At 71.7% G+C, this 14470-nt stretch carries 8 protein-coding genes; 1 reads left to right on the top strand and 7 read right to left on the bottom strand.

Annotated features, from left to right (window positions below):
- Positions 1-98: 98 nt before the first annotated feature.
- From A949_RS0114515 to A949_RS0114495, 5 genes are all read right to left on the bottom strand, one after another.
- Complete coding sequence (locus tag A949_RS0114515; RefSeq protein ID WP_019356742.1) at positions 99-1289, bottom strand: hypothetical protein; 1191 nt, start codon at positions 1287-1289, stop codon at positions 99-101.
- Positions 1286-2092: an RNA polymerase sigma factor SigM gene (gene sigM, locus A949_RS33480; protein ID WP_019356741.1), complete on the bottom strand. Its 807-nt coding sequence runs from the start codon at positions 2090-2092 to the stop codon at positions 1286-1288. Before sigM ends, A949_RS0114515 begins: the two co-directional genes overlap by 4 nt.
- A gap of 55 nt (positions 2093-2147) precedes the next feature.
- Positions 2148-4367 carry a protein kinase family protein gene (locus tag A949_RS0114505; RefSeq protein ID WP_019356740.1) on the bottom strand — a complete coding sequence of 740 codons (2220 nt, stop codon included), beginning with the start codon at positions 4365-4367 and terminating at the stop codon, positions 2148-2150.
- Positions 4368-4501: 134 nt separating this feature from the next.
- A complete protein-coding gene (gene murJ / locus A949_RS0114500; protein ID WP_019356739.1) occupies positions 4502-6988 on the bottom strand; it encodes a murein biosynthesis integral membrane protein MurJ in 2487 nt (828 codons plus the stop codon).
- Positions 6989-7026: 38 nt separating this feature from the next.
- Entirely contained in the window at positions 7027-9525 is a 2499-nt protein-coding gene (locus A949_RS0114495) for a DUF6049 family protein (RefSeq protein WP_026004642.1), read from the bottom strand.
- 376 nt (positions 9526-9901) lie between these two features.
- Here A949_RS0114495 and A949_RS0114490 point away from each other — a divergent pair, with 376 nt between their 5' ends.
- Positions 9902-11398 (top strand): CCA tRNA nucleotidyltransferase, encoded by a 1497-nt coding sequence (locus A949_RS0114490; protein ID WP_430523533.1) that lies wholly within the window; start codon positions 9902-9904, stop codon positions 11396-11398.
- Here the strand turns inward: A949_RS0114490 and A949_RS0114485 are convergent.
- Together A949_RS0114485 and A949_RS0114480 are read right to left on the bottom strand one after the other, a co-directional pair.
- On the bottom strand, positions 11367-12698 hold the full coding sequence (locus A949_RS0114485) for an MFS transporter (RefSeq protein ID WP_019356736.1): 1332 nt from the start codon (positions 12696-12698) through the stop codon (positions 11367-11369). The two genes, A949_RS0114490 and A949_RS0114485, sit on opposite strands and share 32 nt — an antisense overlap.
- A 134-nt stretch (positions 12699-12832) precedes the next feature.
- Entirely contained in the window at positions 12833-14356 is a 1524-nt protein-coding gene (locus A949_RS0114480; protein ID WP_019356735.1) for a glycosyltransferase family 87 protein, read from the bottom strand.
- Positions 14357-14470 lie beyond the last annotated feature (114 nt).

Genomic DNA, 14470 nt, shown 5'->3' with positions numbered 1-14470 from the left:
TTCCTTGTCTGCCGACTGCTTCCGGGTACTTCTGCCGAGGCTTGCACCCCGTCCAACGGATCCTACGGGGCAGACATTCCCCTGCCCTCGTCCGCGGGTCACCCGCGCGGGTAGGTGCCCTTGAACAGGACCTTGCCAGGGCGGGACGGGTCGGCGGTCACACAGGAAGGGTCGACGACGTAGGCATCGACCAGTTTCGGATCGCCGCCCTGGTGGGGCAGGACGACGAGGTACCCGGAGTGATTCTGGAAGGTGGCCTCCGAGTCGACGGCCAGCGGGCTCTCCGTGCGGTGGAGACTGTCGCGGATGCAGGACGGCACGGTCGGCCCGTCGCCGAGGACGTCGTCGCGGAGAGTGTTCCCGTCGCTGCTGGGACTCTGCTCGATATCGACCGTGGGAGTGTCGCTGGGCGGGGTGGGGCTGTCCGGCACCTCGCGGGACGGCGGGGGCGAGCTCTCGTCGGACAGCAGCCCTTGGACGCGCTTGCGCAGCTGCTGATCGTCGCTGCTGCCCCCGGCGTCGGTGTCGGCGGAGACCGTCGGACTGGATGGCGCCTGCGGTGCCCGTTTGTCCGTGGTCGACTTCGCCGTATTCGAGGTCACCTCGGTGGGAGCCGAGTCGGAGAGTGCGCGGAGGGTGATGCCGCCCAGGGTGAGGACGGCCATGGATGCCGCCGCGACCAGCACGATCGTGCGCCGCCGATGCCGAGCGCCTCGGACACCGTTCCCTCTGCCCGGTCCGGGGGTGGTGGCCCCGCGGTCTGCTCCTCCGGGGCCGGTGGACGCTGCGGCATGTCCCGGAGGCCGACCGCCCGCCGCGTTCCCGGAGCGACGGCGTTGCTGGGTTTCACGTGAAACCGGGCTCCCGTCCGCTCCCGAAGCGAGCCCGAGAGACCCCACAGCTGTTTCACGTGAAACGGAACGCTCATGCGCCGCCGCGCCGTCACCGCTGTCGTCACCGCTGTCCGTCTCGTCCCGGCCGACGTCGGCGGCATCCGTGTCCGTGACGGATCGCGCCTCTCCCGGTGCGCCGGCCATCGGAGTCGCTTCCGCTGCCAGCGCCCGGTCGATCCGGCTTGCCACATCCTCGGGCATCCGCTCGGAGCCCGGCAGGGTGCCGAGCCCCTCCCGGATCTCCTCCAGCGAGGCGGACACCTCCGCGCAGAGCGCGCAGGTGATCAGATGCGCGCGGAGTTCCGCCCGGCGCGCCACGGGCACGATTCCCTCGCCGAGCGCGGAGATCTCGTCGATCTCCGGGTGCTCGTCGTGCGGAGAAGGAGTGGATGTCATGCCTGTCCCCCTCCTTTCCCGGCCCCGGAGCCTGTGGTGTCCTGCTGGGTGGTGTGCGGAGCCGTCCGCGGTGGCGGCTGCTGGGCCGCTTTCCGCGGTGCCTTGCGCGGCGCCGCTCTCGGTGCTGGGACGGATGCTCCCGGCGGAGGGTTCCCTCCGGTACCGGTCGCGACCTCGGAAGCGCCGTCGCTGTCCCCGTTGCCGCCTCCGTCGCTGCCGCCCCGGCGCAGATGCGAGACGAGGGGGAGCAGCCGGGCCCGGCCGCGGGCGCAGCGGCTCTTGACGGTGCCCACCGCCACATCGAGCACCTCTGCGGCCTCGGCGACGGGGTATCCCTGCATGTCCACCAGTACCAGCGCCGCTCGCTGGTCCACCGGGAGCTCGGAGAGCGCGGAGACGAGCTGGCGATGTGTCTCCTGGCGTTCCACGGGCGCGGCGGCGGACTCCTGGGGCTCCAGGAGCTGGTCCATCCGTTCGGTGTCGTCGGTGAGCGTGGCCCGGCGGGAGGCCGCCTTCCGGACCCGGTCCAGGCAGGCGTTCACCGTGATGCGGTGCAGCCAGGTGGTGACGGCGGACTGACCCCGGAAGTTGTGTGCGGCGCGATAGGCGGAGATGAGCGCGTCCTGCACGGCGTCGGCGGCCTCTTCGCGGTCGCCGAGGGTGCGCAGCGCCACGGCCCACAGGCGGTCCCGGTGTCGTCGGACGAGTTCGCCGAACGCCTCGGAGTCTCCCGCGACATGGCGGGCGAGCAGCTCCTTGTCGTCCGGCTCGGCCGTTCCGCCGGGAGCCTCCTCGCTCGCCATGCGGCCCCTCCCCTCACCCTGCCGGGTCCGTGTGCCGGAAGCGGCGCCCGCGGCCTCAGCTGAGGACCTGAACCTCCGTGACGCGACCACGGTAGTCGCCTCCGTCGGTGGCCGGGAGTTTGGTGAGCCACAGCAGCACATAGCGGGTCTTGATGGGCTTCTTGGCCTTCAGGGTGAGGTGTTCCCCGGAGCCGTTGGTGACCTTGCTGAAACTGCCCAGTGAGGACGGTGTGTTGGTGATGCTCTTCGGTGCGGCCAGGAAGCTCGCCGAGGTCTTCCCGATGAAGTCCACCTTCAGCTGGCTGACCTGCCGGGTGGTCCCCAGGTCGAGGATGAGGCCGGCGCCGGACTTCAGATTGCCGAAGGTGGGGTGGCCCAGGTACTTGTCCGTGAGCCAGTAGGTGCCGGGGTCGCCGTCCACCGCGTCGCCGGCCCGTTCGGGCTTCTCGCGCCCGTCCGAGCTCTCCGGATCGAAGTCCTGCACCTCTTGGATCTTGATGGGCTTGCCGGTCCGCACCGGCTTGTCCTCGCCCTCCACCGGCTTGGTGGGCTTCTCCTTTACCGGTTCGCCCTTGAGCAGGGCGTCGGCGATCTGCCAGCTCCCCAGACCGAGGGCGGCGATCAGGAGCGCGGAGACTCCCCACTTGAGGGCCTTGCCGGTGCGGCCGGGCAGCGTGGGCGGTGCCGGGGGCTCGGCACCCGCCACCGCGGCCGGGCTGCCGGGAGCAGCGCCGCCGGGAACGCCGGGCGCCGCGAAGCCGCCCTGCTGGTAGGCAGTGCGCTGGTACGGCGGCGGGGTGGTGAACGCCTGCTCCGGCGGGCGGATGCGGGGCAGCGAGGCGACGGCCTTGCACAGCTCGTCCGGGGTGGTGCAGGGCTGCTCCTGGCGGGAGGCCGTCGCGCCGTCGTTCACCAGGGCGCGCATGGCCAGTGTGGACAGACCGCGGTGGACGCCGGCCCGGAGCTGCTCGGGGGCCACGAGCGCCCCGATGTCCAGCGAGCCGGTGCCCGGCAGTCCGTGCGCACCCTCCTCGTACGGCCAGCGCTGGGTGAGCGCCGCGTACAGCAGGGCGCCGATCGCCTCGGTGTCGTCGCGCTGCGGGTGCTCACTCGTGACACCGCGCAGCGCGGCGGTCACCGCGAGCCCGCGGATGCGGTACTGGCCCATGCCGGTCCGGAGTACGCAGGAGGGCGTCAGCCGCAGATGGGCGAGGCCCTCGCGGTGCGCCGCGGCCAGGGCCTGGGCGAGCTGGTTGACGAGTTGATACGCCTCGTGGGGCTCCAGGGGCCCGGCGGCGAGCAGCTCGCTGAGCGGGACCGCATCGGGCAGCCACTCGTGGACGACGTAGACCAGTTCGCCCTCCTCGACCGCGTCGAGGACCTGCACGAACCGGGGGTCGCCGAGCAGCGCCGCCGAGCGGGCCGCGGCGAGGACTTGGCGGGCCCGGGCGTGGCCGACGGGCAGAATGTGCACGCCGACGGCACGGCGGAGTTTCTCGTCGACCGCGCGCCAGCTGCTGAACCCGTCGAGCCGGGTGACGCACTCCTCCAGCCGGTACCGCCGGGCCAGCTTGTGGCCGCTGTGCAGCTCGGGGACGCGCATCTCGGCGGGCGCGGGCTTCGCGGACCCGTCGGACGGTTCGGAGGCCGATCCGGGCTGCTCTTCGGCAGCAGCCTCGGGCTGCTGCCGGCTGGCTCTGGGTTTCTCGCGGTCCTTGGTCTTCTTCCGGGGCTGCTGCTGCCCTGCGTGCTGTCCCGCGTCCTTCTTCTCGGCGCTCTCGGCGCTCTCGGCGCTCTCGGCGTCCGTTGCGGCGCCGTCCGTGCCGGTGTCGTCATCGGGACCGGCCGTCCCGGCGTCGCTCTCGGCGTCGGCGTCGGCGTCGGGACCGGTGCCTGCCGCGGCCTGGGCGTCGGACTCGGCTTCGGTGCCGCGTTCAGGAGCGGCCGCGGAGGTGTCGCCACCGTCGGTCCCGGCCTCGTCGGCGCGGTTGCCGTTGCGGGCCGGTTCCTCCCCGACGGAGTTCGGCCGGTTCCCACTGCTCCCTTCGGGGGAGGTGGCGGGGCGAGTGGCACCGTGCGTACCCGTCAGCGGTGCGGTGTCGGTGGAGTGGGCCGGGGACTCGTCGTGGTCCGAGGTCCCGGTGTTGCGGCTGTATCCGTTCGTCGCGTCCGTCGCACCGTCGCCCGTGGCCCCGTCCTGCTGGGCGGTCAGTGGTGCGTCATGCGCACCACTGGTCTCGGCCACGCCGACAGCGGCTGTGCTCCGTTCCGCCACCGTCGTTCCTGCCTCCCCATCCGTGGTGGCCGTTTTCCAGGAAACGGCCAAAAAACATTGTGCCTACACCTCGCCGCTATGCACGACACGCGGGGGCGAATGATGGTTGTATACGCCGGTTTCCCAGCCGCTTTTCATCGGCCGAGTCTGGCGCGCACCATCCCGAGCATCGCCGTCATCTCCTCGATGCGCATGCGCTTCGCCGCTAGGACGAAAACCGCGCCCAAAACGATCCCTCCGCCCAGCAGAGCGGCGATCGAACCGAGCGTGCCGCTGCCCAGTGCGTGGGTGACGCCCCAGGCCGCGGCCCCGGCGGCGAGCGTGGCCGGGATGCTGGCCCCGGCGAGCCGGGTGTACGTACGGACCACGTGCCGTCCGTCGAGGTCGCCGCCCAGCCGGTGGCTGAGCCGGCGCCAGGCGACGCCGACACCGAGGATGTAGGCGAGCCCGTAGGAGGCGGCCATGCCCACGACCGCCCAGCGCGAGGGCAGCAGCAGGAAGCACAGTGCGGAGGCGACGGCGTTGACGGCGGCCACTATCACCGTGTTGAAGAACGGGGTGCGGGTGTCCTCGTAGGCGTAGAAGGCACGCAGGACGACGTACTGCACGGAGAAGGGGATCAGACCGAGGCCGAAGGCCATCAGCATGTATCCCATGGAACGGGCCGCGTCCACGCCGGCCGAGCCGTAGATCATCGTGCACATCGGGATGCCGAGCGCCACGAAGCCGAAGGCGATCGGGACGATGGCGACGGCGGAGTTGCGCAGGCCCTGCGAGATGTCGTCCCGTACCGCTCCGCTGTCGCCGTCGGCGGCCGAACGGGAGAGGCGGGGCAGCAGCGCGGCCATCACGGAGACGGTGATGATCGCCTGCGGCATGTTCCAGATCAGCTGCGCGTTGGAGTAGGCGATGTAGCCGGTGCCGGAGTGGCCGCTCTGGGCCGCCGTGGTGCCCGCCCAGGTGGAGAGCTGCGAGACGACCAGGACGCCTGCCTGGTTGGCGAGCACGAACAGGATCGTCCACTTGGCCAGTTTGGCGGCCTTGCCCAGGCCGTGACCGCGCCAGTCGAAGCGGGGGCGGATACGGAAGCCCGCCGCCCGGAGGTAGGGGATCATCGCCAGCGCCTGTACGACCAGGCCCAGCAGGGTGCCGATCCCGAGCAGCCGGGCCCCCTCGGGCGGAATGGTGCTGACCGTCAGATCGGAGGTGTCGGCGGTGCCGTACACCCACAGGAACATGCTGATGGTGGCGATGATGACGATGTTGTTCAGGACCGGCGTCCACATCATCGCGCCGAAGCGGCCCCGCGCGTTGAGGATCTGCCCCATCACCACATGGATGCCCATGAAGAAGATCGAGGGCAGGCAGTAGCGCACGAAGGTCACGGTGACCTCGTTGGCCGCGGGGTTGTCGGCCAGCTTCACCGACATCAGCCGCACCAGGACGGGCGCCGCGAACACCGAGGCCACGGCCAGTGCCCCCAGGATCACCGCGACCAGCGTCAGCAGCCGGTTCGCATACGCCTGGCCGCCGTCGCCGTCCTCCTTCATGGCGCGGACGAGCTGCGGCACGAAGACGGAGTTGAGGCCTCCGCCGACGGTCAGCACATAGATCATGGTCGGCAGCGTGATGGCGAGCTGATAGCTGTCACCGAGGGCCGAGGCGCCGAGTGCGGCCACGATCATCGCGGAGCGAACGAACCCGGTGAGCCGGGAGACCATCGTGCCCGCGGCCATGATCGCGCTGGACTTGAGGAGCCCTCCCCCGCCGCCGGAGGCGGGCGGCGCGGCCTGGGCCGAGCCCTCTTCGCCGGGCGGGGCTCCCTTGGGCACGACGGTGCCGAGATCGACCGTCTGCGCGGACGGCTCCTCGGCGGCACCGGGGGCCCCCGGCTCGGGCGGGTAGGGCTGCGGTGGCTGCGTGGGTTCCGGGTGGAACCCGGCGGACTGCGCCTGGTCCCGGCCCGCGTCGTGCTCCGGCGAGCGGTTCTGCCACGGCGCTGGGCCGGGCGGCTGTCTCCGGTCGGCGGGCGGGCCGTACGCCTGGGGCGGCCCCGCGGGGGGTGCGGTCTGCTGCGGCGGTGCCTGTCCCTGGTCGCGGTAGAGGTGCGCGAACGCGTCACTCTGCCGTGCGGGCGACGGCGGGGGCGTGGGCGAGGACGGAGGTGTGGCCGGGGCCGGTGGCCGGTGGGCCGTGCCGGGGGCCTGGAGCGGGTGCTGGTCCGGTCCCGGGCCCTGGTACGCCTGGCTCTGCGGCGGCCAGCTCTGCCGGGCCTGGCCCGGGTGTCCCGGTCCCTGCTGGGCCTGACCCCGATGTCCCGGTCCCTGCTGGGCCTGACCCCGATGTCCCGGTCCCTGCTGGGCCTGGCCCGGATACGGCCGGCTCGGGTACGGCTGCTGTCCCTCGTACGGCCGGCTCCGGGGAGCGCGCGGCTGGTCCTGGGCCGAGTGCGGATCTTCGGGCTGCGGTCCGGGGGAGGGCCACGTGTGCGGATCGTGGGCCGAGGGGTCGCGCTCGTCGTGCGGGTCGGGCCCGTACGAGTCCTGTGCGTACGCGTCTTCCGGCCGGCCAGAGCCGTCACCGGGGTTCCGGCCCCGGTCACCGCCATACGGCGCGTTCATCGTCGCTACCTACCCCTGCCCCTGCTCGCCCGGATGAGTCAACGGTCCACTTTCTCACCCGTCGCCGGGGGGTTGTCGCTTTCCCGTTCGGTGTCGTCTCCGTCACTGCCGTCACTGCCGTCACTGCCGTCACGCTCGGCGGCGGCCGTCCCTTCGGCGTGGTCCTCGGCACCGTCCTCGGGAGAGCCCTCGGGGGCGGCTCCCCCGCCGTCGCCAGGACCATTGCCGTCGCCCGCGTCGCCGTCCTCGGCGTCGTCCGCGCCGGCCGCGTCATCCTCGTCGTCGCCGTCCGGCTGCTCCAGCGGGGCGTCCGGGTCGGGGGCCGGGCCGGAGCGCTTGCGCTGGGTGTACATCCGGATGCCCGCGAGCACGATCAGCAGTACGCCGCCCGCGATCACCAGCAGCACGGTCGAGGTGATGGAGGTCACATTGACCTGGAACTTCATCACCTTGCCGTAGCGCTCACCGTCCTCCGTGTAGAGCTGTGCGTAGACGTAGGCGCGGCCGTTGTTCTTGGCGCTGGTGTCGAACTTGAGGGACTGGGTGTGCTCCCCGTCGACCTTGACCCGCTTGGCGTCGCCCACGTCCAGCCCCACCCGGCTGGAGCGCAGTTCCAGGACGAGCCCGTCGACCCCCTGCGCGAGGTTGTTCTGGACGGTCACCGGGATGGTGGCCTCGCGCCCGGAGAGGGTGATGTCCGACTTCTTGATGAGCTTGACCGCGCCGCGCAGCTCCAGCAGGTACTTCTCCACGGAGTCGCGGTAGCGCTGTCCGGCGCGGGCCTCGCCGCGCCAGGCATTGGAGACCTCGCGGTCTATCGCCGTGGTGAACGGCGGCATGACGCGATCGGCCTGGCTGAGGATCCGCTTGAAGTCCTCCAGCCCGTCCTTGGTCTTCCGCACCTGCTCGAAGGCGGCGGTGGGCAGCTCGCTCTTCCGCAGCGAGGACGGATAGGAGGACGGGCCGGGCATCCGGCGCCGGGCGTCCGGGTCGGGCTTGGCCTCGGCGGCGTCCGCCAGGCTGCCGGTCTCCGTCCAGCTGCTGCGCCCGAGCGCCCTGATGCCGTCCGCCATCGCCTGCGCCTGGGAGACGCTGGGCCTGCGCTGCGGGGCGACGACGACGCTGCGGCTGCGGGAGGGCACCTGCCGGGCCAGTGCGAGGGACTGCGCGGCGAACCGCTGGACGGCGAGCGAGGAGTTCCCCGCCCGCGACATGTCGCCCTCGAACGCGGTGGACAGCAGCGCGTCGGCGACCAGCGCCGTGTTGCCGCTGCCGATCGGGCGCGCCGCGGTGGGGCTGTAGGAGAGCCCCTTCTCGCGGACGCTGTCGCTGCGGGCGATCACGTTGTGCGCGCCCGCCGAGGTGGCGACGTCCACGATGGAGGAGTCGACGGCGCCCTGGTAGGGCCAGGCGAAGTCCGTGCTCGGTTTCACGTGGAGCACCACCTGCACGGTCCTCCTGGCCAGCGTGGTGGCCTGCCCCAGGGAGCTGAGGGCACCGCGGACCCTGGTGCCGCGGTGGGCGAGCGAGGCCAGGTCCGGGTCGGCGAACGGGAGGGCGACGACCTCCTTGCCCTCGACCGCCTGCTGGAGCTCGGCCAGCCAGCGCTTGGCGTACGCCTGGTTCTTTCCCGCGACGGTCTCGTCCGGCTTGCCGCCGGGCTTCTGCACCCGGTAGCGCCCGGCCATCATGTCGACGCTCGCCAGCAGGTCGGGGTCGACGACCCAGGTGACGTCGAGGTCCTTGCCCAGCTCCAGCATCTGCTGGAGGCGGCCGCCGGGTGCCAGTTCCTCGGCGAGCGAGTCGTCCTCGAAGACCGGCGTCTGCTGCTCGTCGGACTGGGTGCGTGCCGTGACGTGCGGGGTGGAGATCAGCGGCCAGAGGTAGGTGAGCCGGGTCCGGTTCTCGGGCGCCTTCTCCTGCCAGGGCAGGAAGGTGCGGCCGATGCCGAGGATCTGGGCGTAGGGCCGGTTGCGGGTCTGCCCGGTGAGGGAGACGCCGAGCTGGTGGACACCACTGCTGCTCAGGTGGAGGTCGTCGACGGGCACCTTGAGGGTGAAGGGCCGGGTGACGCCGGAGGCGAGGCCGCTGAGCCGCGCGCCGTGGTCGCCGGGGACCTCGATGCCGTCGGCCCCCGAGAGGTAGCCCTTGCGCCGTGCTGCCTGCTGGATGGCGCTGCGCGAGGTGAGCGTGGGGCCGATCCGGGGGACGAGCCGCAGGTCGGTCAGCGTCGTCTTGCTGGTGTTGGTGACGGTGCCGCTCAGTGTGAGCGTGTCGCCCTTCTCGGGGATGGTCGGCGTGACCTCGTCGAGGGAGATCTGCGCGCTGCGGGAGCCGGTGCCGCTGCGGGCCGAGGGCGCTGTCGCCGCCGCGTTCCCGGAGGACGCGGCGGGCGCGGCGGCGGCCGTCGGCGCTGTTGCGGGGAGTACTCCGGCCAGCACGGGGAGTGCGACCATGAGGAGCGCCGCAGCCCGGCGCCTCCAGCGGTTCGTCCCCTCCGGGCCAGGGGGAGCCTGACTCTCAGCCGCCTCGGCCACGCGCTCGTCCATCCCGTCGTCTGTCGTCTCGATTGCTGCGTCGACGTGTGTGTCGAATGTGCTGTGTCGTTCTGGTGCCTGGTGCCTGGTGCCTGGTGCCTGGTGCCTGGTGCCTGGTGCCTGCTGTCTGGTGCTCGGCGCTCGGTGTGCCGGTGCCCGGTGTCGATGCACCGGCCGCGGAGGGTACGGCGGGATCGCCGACGTCCCGTTCCGGGGCGCCGGCGTCCCGTTCCGGATCCCTGATGGTAACGATGCCCGCAGGGTGGAAGTGCCGCGCCGTCCACCACATGATCACCCAGGCCGGTGCCGCGGGTCCCGGGTGGTTGCCGGGAACGGGGGCGCCTGCGCGCGGGGCGGCAACGTAACCTGTGCTGTTGTGCCGAACGCCAAGAGTGACAGCCAGGATCAGCCCACCGTCGTGCCCGCGATGTCCGCAGCGGACCGTCCGGCGGCCGAGCAGCTCAGTGCGGTGCAGCGGCGCGCCGTGAGTGAACTGCTGCGGGTCTCGCCGGTGGCGGACGAGCTAGCGCGCCGCTTCCAGGAGGCGGGGTTCCGGCTCGCTCTGGTCGGCGGCTCGGTACGGGACGCACTGCTGGGGCGGCTTGGTAACGATCTCGACTTCACCACGGACGCCCGGCCCGAGGACGTGCTCGCCCTCGTGCGGCCGTGGGCGGACGCGGTGTGGGACGTGGGCATCGCCTTCGGCACCGTTGGGATCAAGAAATCCGACTTTGTCCTGGAAGTGACGACGTATCGGTCGGAGGTCTACGACCGCACCTCCCGCAAGCCCGAGGTCTCCTATGGCGAGACCATCGAGGAGGACCTGGTCCGGCGTGACTTCACGGTGAACGCGATGGCGGTCGCGCTGCCGGAGAAACAGTTCGTCGACCCGTATGGCGGGCTGGAGGATCTGGCCACCCGCCGACTGCGCACACCGGGCACTCCTGAGGCGTCCTTCTCGGACGATCCGCTGCGGATGATGCGTGCCGCCCGGTTCGCCGCGCAGCTCGATTTCGAGATCGCTCCGGAGGTCGTGGCCGCCATGAAGGAGATGGCCGACCGGATCGGGATCGTCTCGGCGGAGCGGGTCCGGGACGAGCTGAACAAGCTGCTGCTTTCCCCGCAGCCGTGCAAGGGGCTGCGGCTGCTGGTGGAGACCGGGCTGGCCGACCGGGTGCTGCCGGAGCTCCCCGCGCTGCGATTGGAGCGCGATGAGCACCACCGGCACAAGGACGTCTACGAGCACTCGCTGACGGTGCTGGCCCAGGCGATCGACCTGGAGGAGGACGGCCCCGATCTGACGCTGCGGCTGGCGGCGCTGCTGCATGACATCGGCAAGCCGAGGACGCGGCGGTTCGAGAAGGACGGACGGGTCTCCTTCCACCACCACGAGGTGGTGGGCGCCAAGATGACGAAGAAGCGGATGGCCGCGCTCAAGTACCCGAGCGAGATGATCAAGGAGGTCTCGCGGCTGGTCGAGCTCCATCTGCGCTTCCACGGGTACGGCACGGGCGAGTGGACGGACTCCGCGGTGCGTCGCTATGTGCGGGACGCCGGGCCGCTGCTGAGCCGGCTGCACAAGCTGACCCGCTCCGACTGCACCACCCGCAACAAGCGGAAGGCGCAGGCGCTCTCCCGCGCCTACGACGGCCTGGAGGAGCGCATCGCCCGGCTCCAGGAGCAGGAGGAGCTGGATGCCATCCGGCCCGATCTCGACGGCAACGAGATCATGCGGGAGCTGGACGTGCCCCCGGGGCCTGTGGTGGGGCGGGCGTACAAGCATCTGCTGGAGCTGCGGCTGGAGCACGGGCCGCTGGGGTACGACGCCGCTGTCGCGGAGCTCAGGAAGTGGTGGGGCCAGCAGGAGGGCTGACCCGGTCCGTCCCGCCGCGCAGCGTTGTTTCACGTGAAACGCGGAAGAGCGCGGCGGCGAGGAGCGCGTACAGCACGGCCACTCCGACGACGATGACCGCGGACCGGCCGTCCGGCGGGAGCATTGCCGCGGCGACTCCGGCCGCGCCGACGTAGGACACGTTGTAGAGCATGTCGTAGAGGGAGAAGACCCGGCCGCGGAAGCTGTCGTCCACGGAGGTCTGGACAGCGGTGTCCGTGGCGATCTTCCCGGCCTGGGTCACCAGCCCCAGCACGAACGCGGCCAGCAGTATCGGCACGGGACGGAAGGACAGCCCCAGGGCCGGCTCCAGCACGGCCCCGGCACCCGCGCACAGCGCCATCCAGCCGAAGATGCCGAACCGGGGCACCGCCGAGGGTGTGATGACGGCGGCGATGAAGAACCCCAGCCCGGAGAGACCGAGCGCGACTCCCAGCAGCGGGAGCCCACCGTCGGTGTCGCCGCTTCCGTTCCATGCGTACCGGGCCAGCATCAGCACCGTGACCGTCAGCGCGCCGTAGCAGAAGCGCATCACCGCCGAGGCTGTCAGCGCGTACACGGCGGCGGGGCGCCCGCCGAGGTGGACCAGTCCCGCGAGCAGTCCCCGTGCGGTGCTGGCGACGGCAGCGAGGATGCGGGGCTGCACCTCGGCGGGATCGGGACCGAGCAGTTCTCTGCCCATCCGCAGCGAGGCGAGGCCGGCCAGCAGATAGACCGCGGCGGCCGTCAGCAGGACCAGGGCATCCGCGTCCCGTCCGGCGCCGGGGGCGAGGAAGCGCACCACGAAGGCGACGCCGCCGCCCAACGTCGCGGCGAGCGTCCCCGCGGTCGGCGAGAGGGAGTTGGCCACCACCAGGCGCTCGCCGTCCACCACGCGCGGCAGGGCGGCGGACAGCCCGGCGAGCACGAACCGATTGACGGCCGTGACGGTGAGCGCGGACAGAAAGACAAGCCACTCGGGAACGGCACCGAACACCAGCGCCGCTGTGACGGCCGCCAATGCGGTGCGCAGCAGGTTGCCGAAGAAGAGCACCTGTCTGCGCTGCCAGCGATCCAGCAGCACTCCGGCGAACGGTCCGAGCAAGGAGTACGGCAGCAGCAGCACCGCCAGTGCGGAGGCGATGGCGGCAGGGGAGGTCTCTTTCTCGGGGGAGAAGACGACATAGGCCGCCAGCGCGATCTGGTAGATGCCGTCGGCCGACTGGGAGAGCAGCCGTACCGTCAGCAGCTTCCGGAAGTCCGGAAAACGGAGCAGGGTGCGGAGATCGCGGGCGACGGACATGGGGACAGCCTCACACAGTCCGGACCGACCACGTCGGTTTCACGTGAAACGACGCCACCGACCCCGCTGCCCGCCCCGCCTGACTCCGCTCCGTCCCTGCCGCGGCCCGTACCGGGCCCCAAGGACCGGCCTGCTCACTCCCGCAGCGTCGTGCCCCAGTGCACCGCTGCCCGGGCCATGGGTACCCCGGAGCGCTGGAGCACCGGTGAGCGGGTGAGCGAGGTCAGGGAGAACGCATCGGGTGCCCGGTCCAGGACCCCGCCGCCCGGGTCGTCGGATCCGTCGTCCCGGCGGACCGGGTCGTGCTCGGGGCGCAGTGCGTCGCGGACCACCATCGTGCACAGATAGGCGGTGCCGAGCAGATGTGCGGCGATGACGAGTTGGTAGCCGTCCTCGGGCAGGCCCTGGTGCTTGTCGGAGCCGTTGTAGGCGAGGTACATCCAGATCCCCAGGAAGTAGAGCGCCTCGCAGCTCTGCCAGATGAGGAAGTCCCGCCACTTGGGGCGGGCGAGGGCGGCCAGGGGGATCAGCCACAGCACGTACTGCGGTGAGTAGACCTTGTTGGTGAGCACGAACAACGCGACTACCAGGAAGGCGAGTTGGGCGAACCGGGGGCGGCGGGGCGCGCACAGTGCGAGGGCGGCGATACCCGCGCATCCCAGGGCCATCAGGAGGGTGGCGTAGAGGTTGGCGTCGTCGAGCGTGCGCCCGGTCCGCTGCTGGAGGATCAGCCACAGCGAGCCGAAGTCCACCGGACGCTCCTGGCTGAAGCGGTAGAACTTCGACCAGCCTTCCCAGGAGAGCAGCATCACCGGCACGTTCACCACCGCCCACGAGGCGGCCGCGCCACCCGCCGCCCGACCGAAGGCGCCCCAGCGTCCGGCCCGCCAGCACAGCAGCAGCAGCGGACCGAGCAGCAGCGCGGGGTAGAGCTTCGCTGCCGTCGCCAGGCCGATCAGCACGCCTGCCGCCAAGGGGTGCGAGCGGGACCACAGCAGCATTCCGGCGGCTGTCATCGACACCGCCAGCAGATCCCAGTTGATGGTCGCGGTCAGCGCCAGCGCGGGGGCGAGTGCGACGAGCATGCCGTCCCAGGGGCGGTTGCGGTGGGTGCGGACCACGCAGACGATCAGCACCGCGGCGCAGACCAGCAGCATCCCGGCGTTGACCACCCAGTAGATCTGCTCGTCCTGCTGGAGCGAGTCCCCGCCCACCGTGAGCTTGGCCGCGATGTACATGAAGACCCCGGTGAGCACGGGGTACTCCAGATAGTCCATGCCGCCGGAGACCCGGTCCGGGATGCGGTCGAGGTAGGGCAGGAAGCCGTCCGCGAAGCCCCGGCCGTGGTAGAGGTGCGGGATGTCGGAGTAGCAGGCGTGCACGTACTGCGCGGTCTGCCCGGAGAACCAGCCCCCGTCCAGGCACGGGACCTTCTGCAGCATGCCGAGCGTGTACATGGCCAGGGCGAGGGCCACCACGGTGCGGATCGGTGTCCACCAGCCGGTCCCGCTCAGGGCGCGCCGCCCGGCGGGACCGCCGGCCACTTCGCTCGCGGCGGTCGCCACCTCGTCGTGGTCCGTGGGGCGTACGACGGGCGGCGCGGCGGAGGGTCGGCCGGATCGCGGAGCGGGGTTCCGTGCGGTGGGGGCGCTCGTCATGGGGTCATCCTGCCGCACCCCGGATACCGGAACGGCCCCCGGCTCGGACTCCCGTGGTTCCAGGAGTCGGGCCGGGGGCCGTCCGCGGAGCGGTGCGTCAGCGCCCTGGGCGGG

This window comes from Streptomyces sp. AA1529 (genome assembly GCF_000280905.1).
GTDB lineage: Bacteria > Actinomycetota > Actinomycetes > Streptomycetales > Streptomycetaceae > Streptomyces.
The sequence above is the reverse complement of the archived record's forward strand: the minus strand, read 5'-3'. Positions and strand labels throughout refer to the sequence as shown.

Coding starts and splice junctions, on each gene's coding strand:
- murJ (WP_019356739.1), bottom strand. CDS start 6,988: ATGAACGCGCCGTATGGCGGTGACCGGGGCCGGAACCCCGGTGACGGC.
- sigM (WP_019356741.1), bottom strand. CDS start 2,092: ATGGCGAGCGAGGAGGCTCCCGGCGGAACGGCCGAGCCGGACGACAAG.
- A949_RS0114515 (WP_019356742.1), bottom strand. CDS start 1,289: ATGACATCCACTCCTTCTCCGCACGACGAGCACCCGGAGATCGACGAG.
- A949_RS0114485 (WP_019356736.1), bottom strand. CDS start 12,698: ATGTCCGTCGCCCGCGATCTCCGCACCCTGCTCCGTTTTCCGGACTTC.
- A949_RS0114480 (WP_019356735.1), bottom strand. CDS start 14,356: ATGACGAGCGCCCCCACCGCACGGAACCCCGCTCCGCGATCCGGCCGA.